The sequence below is a fragment of the Parerythrobacter aestuarii genome (assembly GCF_030140925.1).
GTDB classification, from domain to species: domain Bacteria; phylum Pseudomonadota; class Alphaproteobacteria; order Sphingomonadales; family Sphingomonadaceae; genus Parerythrobacter; species Parerythrobacter aestuarii.
Genome location: NZ_JARBWD010000001.1, coordinates 987,869 through 1,005,372, shown reverse-complemented (window position 1 = coordinate 1,005,372; position 17,504 = coordinate 987,869). Strand labels below are relative to the sequence as shown.

The window sequence follows — 17,504 nt, the reverse complement described above, 5'->3', positions numbered from 1 at the left end:
CGATATGCAGAGAGGTTAGCGGGTCGCGTTGTAGGCCAGCTGGCTCTCGCTCAGCTGGAAACCCACCAGCAGCTCGAATGTGGCGCGCTGGAGCGCTGCACGAACCTGAGGATCGGCCAGCGGATCGAGCGCGGCATCGACATCACCAGGCTTGCGCTTGCGAGTGATGCGGTCACGAATATCGGCCGGCAGTGTCGCTTCCGCCCGGTTGACAAACGCCCCGGCCTGCGCGCTTGCCTGTGCGCGGGATTGGCCATCTGCGAAGGTCAGCGTAACGGTACCAATCCGCTTGGTCACAACCGCCGAGCCGCCGCGCAGTACCGTCGAGAAATAGGGCAATTGCACTGTGCGGGCACCGCGCGTGTCGGTGCGGCTCGCCAGCACGTCGAACGTGACGTTGGAATAGATGCGTTCGCCGGTTTCGTCACAAGTCGACCGTACATTGGTAATCGCAGCGGTCACGTCGATATCGTTTACGGTGCGCGAAGTAGGCGAGCGGAAGGTAGTGATATCGCCGGTGTAATCAGGCACGCCCACGGCCGGGCAGGCAGTGCGGGTGGCCGTAACGCCGACACCCTCGGTAACAACAAGTTCGCCGTCACTCTTGCAACCGGCCAGCACAGCCAATGCAGCAAGCGGGAGAAACAGGCGGAAATGCGGGGTCATGAGCCGTCCTTCGTACATACGATCACGCGTGCCCTAGCGGGCGTCTTGCGAAAGCGCTAGAGGGCGCACCATGAACGCGCCCTTTCCATCCCCCGACGAGACGCAGACAAAACCCGGTTTGCGCCTTCTCATCGCTGCGCCACGCGGATTTTGCGCCGGTGTCGACCGAGCCATCGAGATTGTCGAGCGAGCGATCGAGAAATACGGTGCGCCGGTCTATGTCCGGCACGAAATCGTGCACAACCGCTACGTCGTCGAATCGCTGCGCGAGAAAGGCGCCGTGTTCGTCGAGGAACTTGACGAAGTGCCCGATGGCGTCCCCGTGGTTTTCAGCGCTCACGGCGTGCCAAAGTCGGTCCCGGCCGAGGCGCAGGCACGCGAGCTGCTCTATGTCGATGCCACTTGCCCGCTGGTGAGCAAGGTCCACCGCCAGGCTGAGCGGCAGATCGAAAAAGGGCGGCACATCATCTTCGTGGGCCATGCCGGCCATCCCGAGGTCATCGGCACCATGGGCCAGGTCGAACCGGGTCAAATGACACTGGTGGAAACGGTCGAGGACGTGGCGAAGTTGGCATTCGATACGGAAGAACCGCTGGCCTACCTCACTCAGACGACACTCTCGGTCGACGATACAGCTGAGATCGTCGGAGCGCTGGAAGAGCGATTCCCCCATATTCGCGGACCCAAGGCGGAAGACATTTGCTATGCCACGTCCAATCGGCAAGCCGCTGTCAAGCAGATTGCCCCAGGCGCGGACCTGGTTCTGGTAATTGGTGCACCCAATTCCTCCAATTCGCTGCGCCTCGTCGAAGTGGCTGAACGTCTCGGAACTGTGGCCAAGCTGATCCAGCGCGCTGATGAGATCGATCCCGCATGGCTCGACGGTGTCGGCACCATCGGCCTCACCGCCGGCGCCTCGGCTCCGGAAAAACTCGTGCGCGAAGTGGTCGACAAGCTGGCGGAGTGGCGCACTGTCGAAGAAGACACTATCGCCGCCGCTGAAGAGAACATGGTGTTCAAGCTCCCCCGCCAGCTGATGGACTGACGTTGCGCCGATGGCGGTCTACACTCACCTGTCTTCCGAAGAACTGGCCGCATTGATCGCGGAATACGACGTGGGCGAGCTGGTTTCAGTCAAGGGAATTGCCGAGGGGGTCTCCAACTCCAACTGGCTGATCGAGACCAGTGGCAATGATGGCGCGGGTGCCCGCTACATCCTGACCATGTACGAGCGAAGGATCGAATTGGCGGACTTGCCATTCTTCCTCGATCTGCTGGATCACCTGTCATCCGCCGGCGCGCCAGTGCCCCGAACGATCCATGATCGCACCGGCGCATCGTGGCGACAAATCGATGGCAAGGCGGTGGCATTGATCGAATATCTGCCCGGCGTGTCGGTTGATTCGCCAACCGCAGCGCAGGTACGCGCGGTCGGCGCAGCTTTGGCCGAGATGCATATTGCGGCGAAGTCGTTCTCGCAAACCCGCGCAAATGACCTGAGCGTTGCCGACAATATCGCCACGTTGCAGCGGTGCGGAGAGCGGGATTTGTCGCTTATCGATCCGGCCGTCTTCGCTGCCATCGCCCGGGGCACTGCATTACAGGGACTTTGGCCCGCAGGTTTGCCCGAGGCGATCATTCATTCCGACCTTTTCCCGGACAATGTACTGATGCTGGGCGACCGCGTAACCGGCATGATCGATTTCTATTTCGCCTGCCACGATACGCTGGCGTATGATCTGGCGGTTACACATGCCGCCTGGTGTTTCGATCCATCCGGGCAGGCATTTCGTCCCGATGTCGCAACCGCGTTGCTAGCGGGGTACGAATCGGTTCGACCGCTCTCAGCGGCAGAACGTGCCGCGTTGCCGATCCTGGCACAGGGAGCCTGCCTGCGGTTCATTGCCAGCCGCGCCGAGGACTGGATCGACACCCCGGCCGATGCCCATGTCACCCGCAAGGACCCGATGGACTTTGTCCGAAGGTGGGACTTTTACGCCGAAGAGGGCGACAAGGCCTTCGCCTGAGATGCATGGCAAGCTAGAGGCATGGACATGAAACAGGTCGAAATCTTCACCGATGGTGCCTGCAAGGGAAACCCCGGCCCCGGTGGCTGGGGCGCAATCTTGCGCATGGGTCGCCACGAGAAAGAGCTTTCGGGTGGCGAAGCGGAGACGACCAACAACCGCATGGAAATGCGCGCTGTAATCGAAGCGCTCAATGCGCTGATCGAGCCGTGCAATGTCGACCTCTACACCGACAGCAAATATGTCGTCGACGGGATCACCAAGTGGGTCCACGGCTGGAAGAAGCGCGGTTGGGTCAATGCCAGCAAGAAGCCGGTTCGCAACGAAGACCTGTGGCACGACCTGATCGAGGCCGAACTGCGCCACGAGATCACATGGCATTGGGTCCGGGGACACAACGGCCATGTTGAAAATGAAAGGGTCGACCGCATCGCAAGCGACGCGGCCGACCTTCAAGCTGCCCGGCTGGGCTAGCTGAACAGCCTCAGCTGTTGTCGACTACATCGGCACCCGGGCCGTTCTTCTTGATCGAGTCGATGGCGTTCTGCGCGCTCGACTTCTGCGAATAGCCCTGGGTAGAGAACATCACTTCCGAATTGTATTTGAAGCGGACCCGGAATTCGCCGGCATTGTCTTTGTAGATCTCAAAAGTGTGAGCCATCTTCGCCCTCTCGTCTGTTTGTGGGACCCTGCACCCACGAACGGGGCGCGACGTCATGGGCGACGCTAGCGGAACCTGTGTGGGGCATAAAGGGCCTGATCAAGCGAAGATGTAAAATCGTCGCACGGCAGGCCCAAGAGCAGCTGGGCACCAAATTTCGCAGCGGCGGGCGCCGTCTGGATGCCAAAGCCGCCCTGTCCGGCGAACCAGAAGAACCCCTCGCATTCCGGATCCCAGCCATAAATCGGCTGCCGGTCGGGCGCGAAACTGCGCAGGCCCGCCCACTTGCGTTCCACCTTGCGCACATTCCAGTCGACCACATGCTGGAATCGGTCGATCGCTTCGGCGACCGCCAGCTCTTCCGGGGCCGCATCACACGGCTCGCTTGCCACTTCGTCGTGGGGACTCAGCCAGACCCGACCGGATTCCGGTTTGAAATAGAAACGGCCTTCTATGTCTAGCACGAGTGGCTGGTCAGGTTTCGGAGCCGGGTCCGTCACCAGTTGGGCCACAGTTCGGCGGTACGGCTGGATACCCAGCGACTTAGCACCGGCCATCTCCGCCAGTTGATCTGCCCAGGCACCGGCAGCGTTGGCGATCGTCGCCGCCCTCCATGATCGTCCGTCACCGGTCGCAATGTGCCAATGGCTTCCTTCACGTACGATTTCAGCGACCCTGGCGCGGCATTCGAGCGTTACCCGGTGCCGTTTCGCCATGCTGAGATAGTGCTGGTGCAGCCCTGCCACATCGATGTCCGAGCAATAGGGCTCCCACACCGCTTCGCACCATTCCTCGCGCAGTCCGGGCACCTGCGCCAGCATCCCGACGCGACCGATGCGCTCTATTGTCACGCCGGAATTTCCGAACCGTTTCATGAATGCATCGAGCGCCGCCACACCTTCCCGACGCGCTACATAAAGCGCGCCGCGTTGAGAGAGGAAACCGTGCTCCCGCAAGTACGGGCCTGAGGCCAGGGTTAGCGGAACGATTTCCGGTCCGCCGTAGCATTCCTCCCAGAACGCAGCGGAACGACCGGTGGTATGGTAGCCTGGCATGTCCTCTGCTTCGAGCAGCAGGATACGGGCATACGGCGCGCACTCCGCCGCGAGGCTGGCCCCGGCCATTCCGGCACCGATGATGGCAATGTCGAAATCGGGCATTGCGCTGGCTCGTCAGACCTCCGCCGGCGCGGTGCGGTCAAGGAATTCGGCGATCGCTCCCATGGCCCGGTCGCGAACCTCGTCGATTTCGCGCAGGATTTCGTGATGGGCTTCCTTGCCGAAAGCAACCAACTCGCCATGCGGCAAGCGGCTGGCGGCATTCACCACGGCCTTGTGGCTGACCAGCTTATCGTTCGCTGTACTGAGCAAGAGCACCGGCACTTGCACCGCTTCCAGCTTGCCGGCAGCGAACAGTCCGCGCATCGAGGCATAGGCACGTTCGACCCATCCCCAGCTGCCCGGTCCCATGACCAGTTCAGGCCGCGCTTGTCGCCACCAAAGCTCGTCCTGGTACCGCGCGTCATCATGGGTGAGCAACTTGAGCCTTCCCGCCGGAACCTCGCCGGGTTTCTCGCTCCATTTCCATGCCGGTCGCCTGGGGTCGCCAAGGCGCGTCATCAATCGCGCGACGGCATGCGTTAGCCCGACCGGGAGATTGCCGACAAAACCCAACATCGGGGCTGACAGGGCCACCGCGTCCGGATCGACCCTCTTTTCCGCAACCGCTCGCAGCACCAGATGCCCACCCATCGAATGCCCCGCCAGGACATGCGGGCCCGGCGTCTCGATCTTCCAGGCACTCCAAACTGCCGCCAGATCGTCGATCCAGGTCGAGAAATCATCAATATGGCCGGTCACCGCATCACTGCCGAGCCGCCCTGACGCGGCTTGCCCGCGCCAGTCGGCCGCCGTCACGCGCCAGCCGGCACGGTGCCATTGTTCCAGGCTTTCGAGATATTTCTCATAATTGTCGCCGCGCCCGGGCATGAACAGGATCGATCCGCGAGCAGTCGGTACACCTCCCGGCCAATCGATCCGGCGGACCTTGTGGCCGTCGGGCAGCTGGAACCAGCCTTCCTTTGCCGCTGCAGGTATGGCCCGGCGATCGATGCCCATCGGATCAGGGTTAGAACCGGATTTGTGCGGATGGCTAATGGCGCACCTCTGGCGTTGGTTACTTTTTGGTAAGTGATGATCTGTAGCACCGGCACCTGTGAAGGGGGATCACAGGGGAAATCAATGCTGGAATATCTCCACTACGGGCTGCTCGTGGCCTTGGCAATCGCACTACTGGTTGCCGCGTTCACGGACTTGAAGCGCCGCCAGATCGACAACTGGCTCAATGCCGGCATTGCGCTGGCTGCTCCGCTATTCTGGTGGTCCAGCGGCCTGGCCCTGTGGCCTGACGTTGCGTGGCAGTTCGGAGTCGCCGTTGTAACCTTCTTCATCTGTGCCGGCCTGTTTGCGCTGCGCTGGATGGGAGGCGGTGACGTCAAGTTGCTGACGGCTCTCGCCTTGTGGATTGCGCCCGCCCTGTTTCTCAAACTCGTGATCATCATGGCGCTGGTTGGCGGTGTGCTGACCCTGTTGTTCGGCATGTGGCATTTCATGCGTCGGCAAAAGGATCGGCTGGCCATCCCTTATGGCGTCGCCATCTCCGCGGCCGGGCTGTGGATCCTCTCGACTGAATACTTTCCGCTCACTGCAACTGCGCTCGGCCACACCGGTGCAGCGGGGTGAACCCGATTTTAACCATTGGGGCCGTAACCACGGCAACCATACCTGCCCGCGCTGTTTGCGGGACCGATTGAAGGGGGCTTGATAGCCATGGACAGGAAGAAACTGGTTCTGCTGCTCGCAGCGCTGATCATTGCGGTAGGCACCGCCTTGGCGGCCCGTAGCATGTTTGCAGGGGCCTCTGCGCCGCAGGCGGAAGCCGCGGTCCAGGAACCGCAGGGTCCGAAGGTACTGGTTGCCCAGCGCAGCCTGCCGGTCGGTACCATCATTACCGCCGACGCCCTCGGTTTCCAGAAATGGCCGGAAGAGCTGGTGCAGGACGCTTACTTCATCGAAGGCGAATCCGACATCACGCAACTGCTCGGCACTGTCGTGCGCTTCCAGGTGACGGCCGGTGAGCCTGTTACCCAAGGCTCGCTGGTGAGCCCCGGCGACCGCGGCTTCCTCGCTGCGGCTCTCGGCCCGGGCATGCGCGCCATCACCGTCCCGGTTTCCGCCAACACCGGTGTTGCCGGCTTCGTGTTCCCGGGCGACCGCGTCGACCTGATGCTGACCCAGGCGGTCAAGGGTGATGAAGGCGGCCTCAAGGCTACCGAGACCATCCTGCGCAACCTGCGCGTCCTTGCCACCGACCAGCGCACCGACCAGACCACCAATGAGAACGGCAAGACTGTCGTCCGCGCTTTCCGCACCGTCACCCTCGAAGTGACGCCGAAGATCGCAGAGAAGGTCGCTGTGGCCCAGACGATCGGCACGCTTAGCCTTGCGCTTCGCTCGATCGCCGACAACCAGGCCGAACTCGAACGGGCTATCGCTTCGGGTGACGTCAAGATCCCGGATGGCGCTTCGCCGGAAGAAGAAGAGAAGATCCTGCAGGCGGCTATGAATGCCCCGAACGACGGGCCGACCTCTTATGTCACCGGCGGCGATGTCTCGCGCTTTCAGAATTCGTCCCTGCCCAAGAGCAAGGAAGAGAAAGCCCAGGAAGCTGCTGCAGCCTTCATCGAAACCGCGCGGAAGAACGGCGGCATCGATGGCCAGGTCGTGGTACGCTCGGTCCCGACCGTCCGCGTCACCCGTGGCAAGCAGACCACCGACGTCGAAGTGGGTGCAACCGGCCGGATCCTGTCCGGCCAGCGCCAGGGCCTCGACGAAGCAGCGAAGACCGTTCCGGCGGCTTCCGGCGCAATGATCCGGTGAGGCCAAACATGACAACGCAGACAACCGCACACCTTCGCCGCCAATCGAAATCGGCACCCACACAGCCAAGGGGCAACACCATGAAACGTCGCCTGATTGCCAAAGCTCTGATGTTGAGCCTTGCCACGCTGCCGCTGGCAGCTGGTCCGGCCAGCCTGGCGAACGCCCAGTCGGTCGTGAAGCCGTCGCAGGATGTGGTCCTGTCGATCGGTCGCGGCGAACTGATCAGCATTCCCGGTTCCATGACCGACGTCTTCATTGCCAACGAGGCCATCGCAGACGTGCAGGTCAAGTCGCAACGCCAGCTCTACGTATTCGGCAAGGCCGGTGGCGAAACCACCATCTATGCCAGCAACTCGGCGGGCGATGTGATCTGGGCTGCCAATGTTCGCGTCGGCTCCAACATCGACAGCCTCGACCAGATGCTGTCGCTGGCGATGCCGGAAGCGAAAATCGCGACCGCTACCATGGGAACGAATACGGTGCTGCTGACCGGCACGGTCTCGTCGCCGGAAGACGTGGCGGAAGCCGAACGTCTGGTGTCGGCTTTCCTCGGCGACAACGCCAATGTCATCAGCCGTCTCAAGATGGCGACGCCGCTGCAGGTCAATTTGCAGGTCCGCTTTGCTGAAGTGAACCGCAACTTCGCCCGCGTGATCGGTGCGAACCTCGCTACCTTCGACTCCTCGAGCGGTTTCCGTGGCGGTGTCGGCAATTCGACCCGGACGGCCATTCCGCAGTGGAATGTCGGCGGCGAAGTGTTCACCGGCGTTACCAGTGGCTCGGACGGAACGACGGTGGTTTCGACCATCCCGACTTCGGGCAGCACGATCTCCGGTTTCACCAAGTTCCTTGGTCTCGACATTGGCGCGGCCATCGATCTGGCAGAAGACACCGGCCTGCTGACCACGCTGTCGCAGCCCAACCTGACCGCCCTTTCGGGCGAAACGGCCGAATTCCTTGCCGGGGGTGAATACCCCTACGAGCAATCGGCTGGCCTCGGCACGACTGCTATCCAGTTCAAGCCCTACGGCATCAGCCTAGCCTATGCCCCGGTGGTCCTGGACAATGGTCGCATTTCGATGCGCGTGCGTTCGGAAGTGTCGGAACTGGACTTCAGTGCCAACCAGCTGATCCCTGCCATCACGACCCGGCGGGCAGAAACCACAGTTGAACTGGGCTCGGGACAGAGCTTCATGATTGCCGGCCTGATGAGCAACCGGGCGCAGAATTCGGTCAGCAAGGCCCCGGGCCTTGGCGACGTTCCGATCCTGGGCAACCTGTTCCGGTCTTCCTCGTTCCGCCGCGGCGAGACCGAGCTGGTGATCATCGTCACGCCTTATCTCGTGAAGCCGGTGAACGCCAACGACATCGTCCTGCCGACTGACGGCTATCAGAGCCCGAACGAGGTGGGACGCGTGCTCGGCTACCAGCAAAACGGTGCGACCTACGAAGCAGGCCGCCCCAAGCCTTCGGCTGTCGATCGTGATGGCACGCCGCCCGATGTTTCGCGCATCGAGCCGGGCGCTGTCCTGCCGACCTCGCCACGTCAGGCCGAAAGCAAGGCGGACAAGAAATCCAGTGACTCCAAGCGTAGCGAGCGCACCGCCGCCGCGACGCCGGGCTTCAGTCTCTAAGTGAGGAAGGTGAAAGCAATGCGCACCCAGAAAACCAAGTTCGCAGGGGCCCTTACCATTGGTCTCAGCTTCGCCCTCGCGGCCTGCGGCGGCATGCCGCAGAACGCCACGCTCTACAGCACGAAGCAGCCGGTGGTCGAACGCACCAACTATACGCTCGACGTCCAGACCGGCGCTGGTGGCCTTTCCATCCCGGAACAGCAGCGGCTGGCCGGATGGTTCGAAGCGATGGACCTGCGTTATGGTGACCGCGTCTCGATCGAAGATCCGATGATGAGCTCTGCTACCAAGGATTCGATTGCAGCACTGGCGGGCCGTTATGGCCTGCTGGTCAGCGACGGTGCACCGGTCACTTCAGGCTATGTCCAGCCGGGTTCCGCCCGTGTGGTCATCACTCGTTCGAGCGCTTCGGTGCCTGGCTGCCCCGATTGGTCGGTCCAGTCCGAGATGAACTTCACCAACGGTACCCAGCCCGGATACGGCTGTTCGATCAACTCCAACCTCGCGGCGATGGTCGCGGATCCGGAAGATCTCGTGAACGGCGATAAGGGCTCTGGCGAAACCTACGTTCGACGTTCGTCGCAAGCCGTTGAAGCATATCGTGAAAAGGCCCCTGAAGGCATCACTGGCAACCTGCCCGGTGGCGGGACCGGCGGAGGAGGAAACAACTGATGAACGCGCCCTGGAACGCCGGTATGCCCGGCAATCGTGATCCTTTTGCCGCCTACATCTGCGACGACACCGCGCTGGACATCCTGCGCCCGGTGGTCATCGAGATGGGCTGGCAGCCGGAAAAGTGCAACAAGGGCGGCCTGCGCAACGCGGTCCAATCCCTGTCGGTCTCGGCCAGTCCGAACATCCTGATGGTCGATTTGTCGGAAAGCGGTGACCCGCTCAACGACATCAACGCCCTCGCCGAGGTGTGCGAACCCGGTACGGTGGTGGTCGCCATCGGACAGGTCAATGACGTGCGCCTTTATCGCGACCTGCTCGCGAGCGGCATTCACGACTACCTGCTGAAGCCGCTTTCTGCCGGACAGCTGCGCGACGCGTTGAACCAGGCCCAGGCCGTGTTCGCTGCGCCGAAGAACGCTGATCCCGATGCGGTCAAACGCCACATCTCGACCGCTGTCGTCGGCACGCGAGGCGGCGTGGGTGCGTCGATGCTTTCGACCTCCCTCGCATGGTTGTTCAGCGACGATCACAAGATGCCGACCGCACTGCTCGATCTCGATGTGCACTTCGGCACCGGTGCGCTCGCGCTAGACCTCGAGCCGGGTCGCGGGCTGACCGATGCGATCGACAACCCGAGCCGTATCGATGGTCTGTTCATCGAACGCGCCATGATCCGCGCCAACGACAACCTCGCCATCCTCTCGGCGGAGGCCCCGATCAATTCGCCGCTGATGACCGATGGTTCGGCCTTCGTGCAGCTGGAGGAAGAATTCCGCCAGGCGTTCGAAATGACCGTCATCGATCTGCCGCGCAACATGCTGATCAATTTCCCGCACTTGCTCGCTGACGTGAACGTCGTGGTGCTGGCAACGGAAATGACGCTCGCTTCGGCGCGCGACACGATCCGCCTGCTGTCCTGGCTCAAGACCAACGCTGCCCATGCGCAGCCGTTGATCGTCGCCAACAAGGTGCAGACTGGTGCCGTCGAGATCAGCAAATCTGATTTCGAAGCCTCGATCGAACGCAGCATCGACTTCACGATTCCCTATGATTCGAAGTCGGCCGCCAATGCAGCCAAGCTGGGCCAGGTCTTCGCAGACGCCAATCCCAGCGCAAAGTCGAGCCAGGTCATCCGCCAGCTCTCTGAACGCATCATCGGCGTCAGTGACGAAGAAGGCGATGGCGACGAACCGCAGAAGAAGTCGCTGCTTGGCAGCTTCGACTTCAAGTCGCTGCTCAAGAAGAAGAGTCCTGCAGCCGAGAAAGCAACCGCTGAATAGGCCTGCAGAACCAAGGCGGCGGGGCAACCAGCCCCGCCCGCCAGAATGTGACGTGAGTACGGGAAAGGCAGTAAGCGCATGAGCATTTTGCAGCTCCTGCTATTTGGAGGCGGCCTGATGGCCCTGATGGTGGTCGGTTACACGGCCCTGTCCGGCCCTTCGGCTGCGAAGGAAAGCCAGCGGCGCCTCAATGCCGTGCGCTACCGTCATTCCGAAAGCACCGACACCAAAGTCGAATCGCAGCTCAAGAAGGCGATCGCGGCTCGCAAGCCAAAGGCGCAAAAGGTCGCCGGCGCGACATCACGCGCAGAAGCGCTGGAGATCCGCCTCGACCGCACCGGCAAGGGCTGGACCATCAGCCAGTATTTCTATGCCTCGCTGGGTTTGGCGCTGGCGATCGCCATCATCATCTACCTGCGCAGCGGCGCCGCATTGCTGTCGCTTATTGTCGGCCTGGTGATCGGAGCCGGATTGCCGCACCTTGTGGTGGGCTACTTCATCAAGAAGCGGACGGGCGACTTCAATGCCAAGTTCCCGGACGCAATCGAACTGCTTGTCCGCGGCCTTCGTTCGGGTCTCCCGGTGACGGAAACCCTTTCGGTCGTGGCACAGGAAATTCCCGGCCCGGTCGGTGTGGAATTCAAGGCCATCGTCGAGCGCATCAAGATCGGTAAATCGATGGAGGAAGCGCTCCAGAACACGGCCGACAAGTTGGGCATTCCGGAGTTCAACTTCTTCTGCATCACGCTCGCCATCCAGCGCGAAACCGGTGGTAACCTGGCTGAGACGCTGTCCAACCTGTCGGAAGTGCTTCGCAAGCGTAGCCAGATGAAGCTCAAGATCCGCGCGATGAGCTCGGAATCGAAAGCCTCTGCCTACATCGTCGGTGCCCTGCCCTTTATCGTTTTCACGATGATCTGGTGGATCAACCCGAGCTACATCGGCGGCTTCTTTACTGACGAGCGCCTGATCGTAACCGGGCTCGGCGGGCTGGTGTGGATGAGCATCGGTGCATTCATCATGGCCAAGATGGTCAGCTTCGAGATCTGAGCGGGAGGACGACAATGCTTATCGGAAATCCCGCAGGCCCGACGCTCCTTGGTGTCGATGTCATCCTTGCCGGGACGATCCTGGCCGGGATCGCAGCCCTCGCGGTCATGCTGGCGATCTATGCCGCCGTGACGGTCAAGGATCCTATGGCCAAGCGCGTCAAGGCTCTCAACGAGCGTCGCGACGAGCTCAAGGCCGGAATCGTCAAGGCCAGTGGCAAGAAGCGCCAGAGCCTGGTCCGCAAGACGGAATCGACTGAGAAGGTCAAGGACACCCTGCAGAACATGAAGGTTCTGCAGCAAAGCCAGATCGAGATCATCCAGCAGAAGCTGGCCCACGCCGGCATTCGCAACAAGGAACTGGCGGTTTACGTCATCGGTGCGCGTCTTGTGCTGCCGATCGTGCTGGGCCTGATCGTGTTCACGGTCGTCTACTGGATGGACTTCTTCCCGCAATGGGGCAGCATGAAGCGCTACGGCGCGCTCTGTGCGGCACTGGGCCTTGGTTACAAGGGTCCCGAGCTCTACCTCAAGAACATCGCCAAGAAGCGCACGGACGCAATCCGCAAGGGTTTGCCTGACGCGCTCGACCTGCTGGTGATCTGCGCCGAGGCCGGTCTCACTGTCGACGCCGCGTTCAACCGCGTCGCCAAGGAACTTGGTCGCGCCTATCCGGAACTGGGCGACGAGTTTGCCCTGACCGCGATCGAGCTGTCATTCCTGACCGAGCGCAAGCTCGCGTTCGACAACCTCGCTTATCGCGTCGACCTTGAAGCCGTCAAAGGCGTGGTCACGACCATGGTGCAGACCGAACGCTACGGTACGCCGCTGGCTTCGGCCTTGCGCGTGCTGTCAGCCGAGTTCCGCAACGAGCGCATGATGCGGGCCGAAGAGAAGGCAGCGCGCCTGCCGGCGATCATGACCGTACCACTGATCCTGTTCATCCTGCCGGTGCTGTTCATCGTCATTCTTGGCCCGGCGGCCTGTTCGATCAGCGACGCCTTCTCGATGTAGGCATCACCAACTCTCCAGCCCCAAAGGGCTGATCGGCGGCGGGAGGCTTCTAGTCTTCCGCCGCTTCTATTTGTCCGGCAGCCGTGCGCAGGCGGCCGAGCAGGTCGCGCAGGACATCGCGCTCGCTCGTCGTGAAGGGTTCCAGCAATTGCCGCTCGACATCGCGCGCCAGCGGCATGATCTGGCCGTAGATTGCCCGGCCCTCGTCGGTCAGCGCGACATGGTGCGAACGCCCGTCCTGCGCATTGGGCTGGCGCCCGACCAGCCCGCGATCCTCCAGCACCTTGCAGGCACGATTGACGGCGACCTTGTCCATCAGTGTCAGCGCCGCCAGCTCGCGCTGGGTCCGCGCCTCGGCCTCGCCCAGCACCGCCATGATGCGCCATTCGGCGATCTTGAGCTCGAACCGGGCCTGGTAGAGCTCGGCAATCCGCCCGCTCACCGCGTTGGAGGTGATCGAAAGCTCGTAGGGCAGGAAGTTTGCCAGCACCGGGGCGTGGGATGTTTCTGTCGGCATCATACTAGTTTCTAAGGAAACCATCGCCGCTGGCAAGACGAGCTTTGCTTTACCCCAGTACCCGCCCCGCTACCGCATCGAGCTTGGCCATCAGCACCGGGTCGCGCTGCTCTGGGGCGGTCAGGATGGCGTACTCCAGCGCCGTGTCGTGCGGGCTAGGTTCCCGCTTCTCGGGCAGCGAAGTGACAAGGTGCAGCATGGTATCGCGTGCCATTTGCGCGTTGGATTGCAGCACCTTGAGGATATCGATGGTTTCGACCCCGGCCTCGTCATCGCGCCAGCTGTCATAGTCGGTGACCATCGCAAGCATGGCGTAGGGCAGCTCGGCCTCACGTGCGAGCTTGGCCTCGGGCATGCCGGTCATGCCGATCACGTCCCCGCCCCACTCGCGGTACATCCGGCTCTCAGCGCGAGTCGAGAACTGCGGCCCCTCCATCGCGACATAGGTTCCGCCGCGATGGACCGTGGCCCCGGCAGCTGCGGCGGCATCAGCGGCAAGACCGGCAAGGCGTTCGCAAACCGGATCTGCAAGCGCCACATGCGCGACCAGGCCTTCTCCGAAGAAACTCGACGGGCGGCTACCGATCGTCCGGTCGATAAACTGGTCTATCGCAACGAAGCTGCCGGGCGCCAATTCCTCGCGCAGCGAACCGATTGCGCTGATCGCCAGCAAGTCAGTCACCCCGCAGCGCTTCATCACGTCGATATTGGCCCGATAGTTGACAGTGTCAGGAGACATGCGGTGCCCCGCCCCGTGGCGTGCCATGAAGGTCAGCTTGACATTCCCGACGCGCCCGGTCGTGACCGGACCGGATGGCTCCCCGAAGGGAGACGAGACTTCAATAACCTGCTGCTCCTCCAGCGCGATGCCTTCATAGAGGCCCGATCCGCCGAGGACACCGATGTGCCAACCCTCCACCGCCTTGCTCATTTGTATTCAGGCTCCTCCCACCAGGGATAGAAGTCGGGCATGTCTTCGCTCGGCTTGCCCGGATAGTTCGGCGCACGCTTTTCGAGGAAGCTGGCGATGCCTTCCTTTGCATCCTTGCCGCGCGACAGTCGATAGATCGCCCTGCTGTCGACCCGGTGCGCGCCCATCGGATGATCCTCGCTAGGAAGGCGCCACATCATGGCCCGGGTCATGGCGACGGACACGGCCGATGTGTTGTCGGCGATCTCACGGGCGATCCCGCGAGCCACATCCATCAGTTCGACCTGCGGGTGGACCGAGCGCACCAGCCCGCCAGCCAGTGCTTCCTGCGCATCGAACACGCGGCCCGAATAGCACCACTCGAGTGCCTGGCTGATTCCGACGATCTTCGGCAAGAACCAGCTCGATGCCGCTTCGGGCACGATCCCGCGCCGGGCGAAGACGAAACCGTATCGGGCGTTGTCCGAGGCAAGCCGGATGTCCATCGGCAGCTGCATGGTGATGCCCACGCCTACTGCCACGCCGTTGCAGGCGCTGATCAGCGGCTTGGTGCTGTCGAACAACCGCAGCGTCAGCCGCCCGCCGCCATCGCGGACGCGCTCGTCTGACAGGTCTTCGACCTGTGTCGGGTCCGAGAATACATGTCCTCCGCCTTCCGGCGTCAGATCGGCCCCGGCGCAGAAGGCCCGATCCCCAGCCCCTGTGAAGATCACAGCCCGCACATCGTCATCGGCATCGATGTCATCCATCGCCGCAATGATTTCGTCCATCATCGTGCGGGTAAAGGCATTCATCTTTTCCGGACGATTGAGCGTGACGGTGGCGATACCGTCATCCTTATCGACCAGGATCTGGGTGTAGTCGGTCATCGTGAAGCCTCTCCCATCATCGCATCTGAAGCACACATGGACCGCATGTTACACAGTCCAAAGACGGAAAAACCAGCGCCCCGATTCCACTGCTGGAACAGGGGAATGCGGGGCGCTTCGAAAATCATGCCGACACGCTAGCGCCGGACATCAGAGTAGGAAAGTCCACCCTTACCGCGGAGCCATGCGAATGGCACCATCGAGGCGAACGTCCTCGCCGTTGAAGTAGCCGGTCTCGATCATGCACATGGCGAGCTTGGCATACTCGTCGGGCTGGCCGAGGCGCTTGGGGAACGGGACGGAAGCAGCGAGCGCGTCCTTCACGTTCTGCGGTGCGGCCTGCAGCAGCGGGGTGTCGAAGATGCCCGGCAGGATGGTGTTGACGCGGATACCTTCGTTCATGAGGTCGCGCGCAATCGGCAAGGTCATGCCGATCACCCCGGCCTTCGACGCCGAATAGGCCGCCTGGCCGATCTGACCGTCTTCACCGGCAACCGAAGCAGTGTTCACGATCGCGCCGCGTTCGCCGTATTCACCCATCGGGTCGAGCGTGAGCATGCCCGCAGCCGACTTGGCGATGCAGCGGAAGGTGCCGATCAGATTGACCTGGATGACGAAATCGAAGGCGCTGATCGGGAAATGCTTGATCGAGCCGTCTTCCTTGCTGCGGCTGGCGGTCTTGATGGCGTTGCCGATCCCTGCGCAGTTGACGAGGATCCGCTCCTGGCCGTGCGCTTCGCGCGCTGCCGCGAAACCTGCATCGACTTCTTCGTCGCTGGTCACATTGACCTTGCAGAACACACCGCCGAGCTCGGCCGCCATGGCGTTGCCCTTCTCTTCGTTCATGTCGAAGATGGCGACCATGGCTCCCTTGGCTGCAAGCGCGCGGGCCGTGGCGGCACCGAGGCCCGATGCACCGCCGGTGACGACTGCGGGAGTATTGGCTGAAACTTCCATTGTTTTTCCTCTCTGGCATGAGTCGCAGCGAAGGCTGGGACATCATTGAGTATTGTGGGAGGCCCCAGCCTGCGCTGGGGCTCAGGCTATCTCTAGACCCGCTCGATGATGGTCACGTTGGCGACACCGCCGCCTTCGCACATCGTCTGCAGGCCGTATTTCTTGTCATGGCGGTGCAGCGCATGGACCAGCGTCGCCATCAGCTTGGTGCCCGAAGCGCCGAGCGGATGGCCGAGCGCGATCGCGCCGCCATGAACGTTGAGCCGGTCCGGATCGGCACCGGTATGCTTGGCCCAGGCCATCGGCACGGGTGCGAAGGCTTCATTGACTTCGTAAAGGTCGATGTCGTCGATCTTCATCCCGGCCCGCTCCAGCGCACGGTCAGTCGCGAACAGCGGTTCTTCCAGCATGATGACCGGGTCACCGGCCGTGACGGTCAGGTTATGGATACGCGCCAGCGGGGTGAGGTTATGCGCCTTGAGGAAGTCCTCGCTCACCACCAGCACCGCGCTCGAGCCATCGCAGATCTGGCTGGATGTCGCAGCGGTGATCTTGCCTTCCGGGCTGATCAGCTTGACCCCGGCGATGCCTTCGAGGCTGGCATCGAAGCGGATACCTTCGTCTACCGTGTGCAATTCTTCGCCTTCAGGCGTCTCGATCTCAACGGGCACGATTTCGCGCTCGAACGCCCCGCCCTGCGTAGCCGCGATGGCTTTCTCGTGGCTGGAGAGGCCGAACGCATCCAGGTCGTCCTTGGAGAAGCCATGCTTCTGAGCGATCATTTCCGCACCCATGAACTGGCTGAACTGGATCTTGGGGAACTTCTCTTCGAGGCCCGGCGACTTGTAGTGGCCCAAACCCTCTTTCATGTGCAGCGTAGCGTTGGAACCCATCGGTACACGGCTCATGCTTTCCACGCCGCTGGCGATCACTGCGTCCTGCGTGCCGCTCATCACCGCTTGCGCGGCGAACTGGATCGCCTGCTGGCTCGAACCGCACTGGCGATCAATGGTCACCGCCGGGGTCGATTGCGGGAGGTGTTTCGAAGCGAGCACACCCATGCGCCCGACCTGCATTGCCTGCTCACCAGCCTGCGTCACACAGCCTGTCACCACGTCGTCGATCGCATTGGGGTCGATGCCACTGCGTTCGACAATCGCATCGAGCGACTTGGCCAGGAGGTCTACCGGATGGACACCGGCAAGGCGGCCACCACGACGGCCCCCTGCAGTACGGACGGCTTCGACGATATAGGCTTCAGGCATGGCTCTCACCTCTCTTGG

19 protein-coding genes are annotated in these 17,504 nt (G+C 62.2%); 10 read left to right on the top strand and 9 right to left on the bottom strand.

The genetic code is table 11. The annotated features are described in order from the left end of the window. Window positions 1–15 precede the first annotated feature (15 nt). Window positions 16–666: a hypothetical protein gene (locus QPW08_RS04865; RefSeq protein ID WP_284124616.1), complete on the bottom strand. Its 651-nt coding sequence runs from the start codon at window positions 664–666 to the stop codon at window positions 16–18. Between the two features lie 70 nt (window positions 667–736). On the opposite strand from QPW08_RS04865, the gene ispH reads away from it, so the two are divergent. Genes ispH through rnhA form a run of 3 tightly spaced genes read left to right on the top strand, consistent with a single transcriptional unit; the run spans window position 737 to window position 3,167 of the window. After that, window positions 737–1,711 carry a 4-hydroxy-3-methylbut-2-enyl diphosphate reductase gene (gene ispH, locus QPW08_RS04860; RefSeq protein WP_284124615.1) on the top strand — a complete coding sequence of 325 codons (975 nt, stop codon included), beginning with the start codon at window positions 737–739 and terminating at the stop codon, window positions 1,709–1,711. A 10-nt stretch (window positions 1,712–1,721) separates the two neighbouring features. After that, window positions 1,722–2,693 carry a homoserine kinase gene (gene thrB / locus QPW08_RS04855; protein ID WP_284124614.1) on the top strand — a complete coding sequence of 324 codons (972 nt, stop codon included), beginning with the start codon at window positions 1,722–1,724 and terminating at the stop codon, window positions 2,691–2,693. Between the two features lie 27 nt (window positions 2,694–2,720). After that, entirely contained in the window at window positions 2,721–3,167 is a 447-nt protein-coding gene (gene rnhA, locus QPW08_RS04850; protein ID WP_284124613.1) for a ribonuclease HI, read from the top strand. Window positions 3,168–3,177: 10 nt separating this feature from the next. On the opposite strand, the gene QPW08_RS04845 is transcribed toward rnhA, so the two are convergent. From QPW08_RS04845 to QPW08_RS04835, 3 genes are all read right to left on the bottom strand, one after another. Continuing rightward, window positions 3,178–3,354 (bottom strand): YegP family protein, encoded by a 177-nt coding sequence (locus QPW08_RS04845; protein WP_284124612.1) that lies wholly within the window; start codon window positions 3,352–3,354, stop codon window positions 3,178–3,180. A gap of 65 nt (window positions 3,355–3,419) precedes the next feature. Continuing rightward, entirely contained in the window at window positions 3,420–4,514 is a 1,095-nt protein-coding gene (locus tag QPW08_RS04840) for an NAD(P)/FAD-dependent oxidoreductase (protein WP_284124611.1), read from the bottom strand. Between the two features lie 12 nt (window positions 4,515–4,526). Next, window positions 4,527–5,471: an alpha/beta hydrolase gene (locus QPW08_RS04835; protein ID WP_284124610.1), complete on the bottom strand. Its 945-nt coding sequence runs from the start codon at window positions 5,469–5,471 to the stop codon at window positions 4,527–4,529. A gap of 123 nt (window positions 5,472–5,594) precedes the next feature. Between QPW08_RS04835 and QPW08_RS04830 the strand changes: the two genes are divergently transcribed. From QPW08_RS04830 to QPW08_RS04800, 7 genes are all read left to right on the top strand, one after another. Beyond that, window positions 5,595–6,095 (top strand): A24 family peptidase, encoded by a 501-nt coding sequence (locus QPW08_RS04830; RefSeq protein ID WP_284124609.1) that lies wholly within the window; start codon window positions 5,595–5,597, stop codon window positions 6,093–6,095. Window positions 6,096–6,182: 87 nt separating this feature from the next. Beyond that, window positions 6,183–7,292 (top strand): Flp pilus assembly protein CpaB, encoded by a 1,110-nt coding sequence (cpaB, locus tag QPW08_RS04825; RefSeq protein WP_284124608.1) that lies wholly within the window; start codon window positions 6,183–6,185, stop codon window positions 7,290–7,292. 80 nt (window positions 7,293–7,372) lie between these two features. Beyond that, a complete protein-coding gene (locus QPW08_RS04820; protein WP_284124607.1) occupies window positions 7,373–8,929 on the top strand; it encodes a type II and III secretion system protein family protein in 1,557 nt (518 codons plus the stop codon). 18 nt (window positions 8,930–8,947) lie between these two features. Then, on the top strand, window positions 8,948–9,601 hold the full coding sequence (locus QPW08_RS04815; protein WP_284124606.1) for a CpaD family pilus assembly protein: 654 nt from the start codon (window positions 8,948–8,950) through the stop codon (window positions 9,599–9,601). Then, window positions 9,601–10,884 (top strand): pilus assembly protein CpaE, encoded by a 1,284-nt coding sequence (locus QPW08_RS04810; RefSeq protein WP_284124605.1) that lies wholly within the window; start codon window positions 9,601–9,603, stop codon window positions 10,882–10,884. The genes QPW08_RS04815 and QPW08_RS04810 overlap by 1 nt, the downstream gene beginning before the upstream one ends. 78 nt (window positions 10,885–10,962) lie before the next feature. Next, window positions 10,963–11,934, top strand: a complete 972-nt coding sequence (locus QPW08_RS04805; RefSeq protein WP_284124604.1) for a type II secretion system F family protein — start codon at window positions 10,963–10,965, stop codon at window positions 11,932–11,934. Window positions 11,935–11,948: 14 nt separating this feature from the next. Next, entirely contained in the window at window positions 11,949–12,947 is a 999-nt protein-coding gene (locus QPW08_RS04800) for a type II secretion system F family protein (RefSeq protein ID WP_284124603.1), read from the top strand. A gap of 49 nt (window positions 12,948–12,996) precedes the next feature. Here the strand turns inward: QPW08_RS04800 and QPW08_RS04795 are convergent, their stop codons facing one another. From QPW08_RS04795 to QPW08_RS04775, 5 genes are all read right to left on the bottom strand, one after another. Continuing rightward, window positions 12,997–13,464: a MarR family winged helix-turn-helix transcriptional regulator gene (locus tag QPW08_RS04795; protein WP_284124602.1), complete on the bottom strand. Its 468-nt coding sequence runs from the start codon at window positions 13,462–13,464 to the stop codon at window positions 12,997–12,999. A 49-nt stretch (window positions 13,465–13,513) separates the two neighbouring features. Further along, complete coding sequence (gene mtnP / locus QPW08_RS04790; RefSeq protein ID WP_284124601.1) at window positions 13,514–14,395, bottom strand: S-methyl-5'-thioadenosine phosphorylase; 882 nt, start codon at window positions 14,393–14,395, stop codon at window positions 13,514–13,516. Beyond that, window positions 14,392–15,264 (bottom strand): crotonase/enoyl-CoA hydratase family protein, encoded by an 873-nt coding sequence (locus QPW08_RS04785; protein ID WP_284124600.1) that lies wholly within the window; start codon window positions 15,262–15,264, stop codon window positions 14,392–14,394. Before QPW08_RS04785 ends, mtnP begins: the two co-directional genes overlap by 4 nt. 171 nt (window positions 15,265–15,435) lie before the next feature. Continuing rightward, on the bottom strand, window positions 15,436–16,221 hold the full coding sequence (locus QPW08_RS04780) for an SDR family NAD(P)-dependent oxidoreductase (RefSeq protein ID WP_284124599.1): 786 nt from the start codon (window positions 16,219–16,221) through the stop codon (window positions 15,436–15,438). Window positions 16,222–16,313: 92 nt separating this feature from the next. Then, a complete protein-coding gene (locus QPW08_RS04775) occupies window positions 16,314–17,486 on the bottom strand; it encodes an acetyl-CoA C-acetyltransferase (RefSeq protein WP_284124598.1) in 1,173 nt (390 codons plus the stop codon). Window positions 17,487–17,504: the final 18 nt, after the last annotated feature.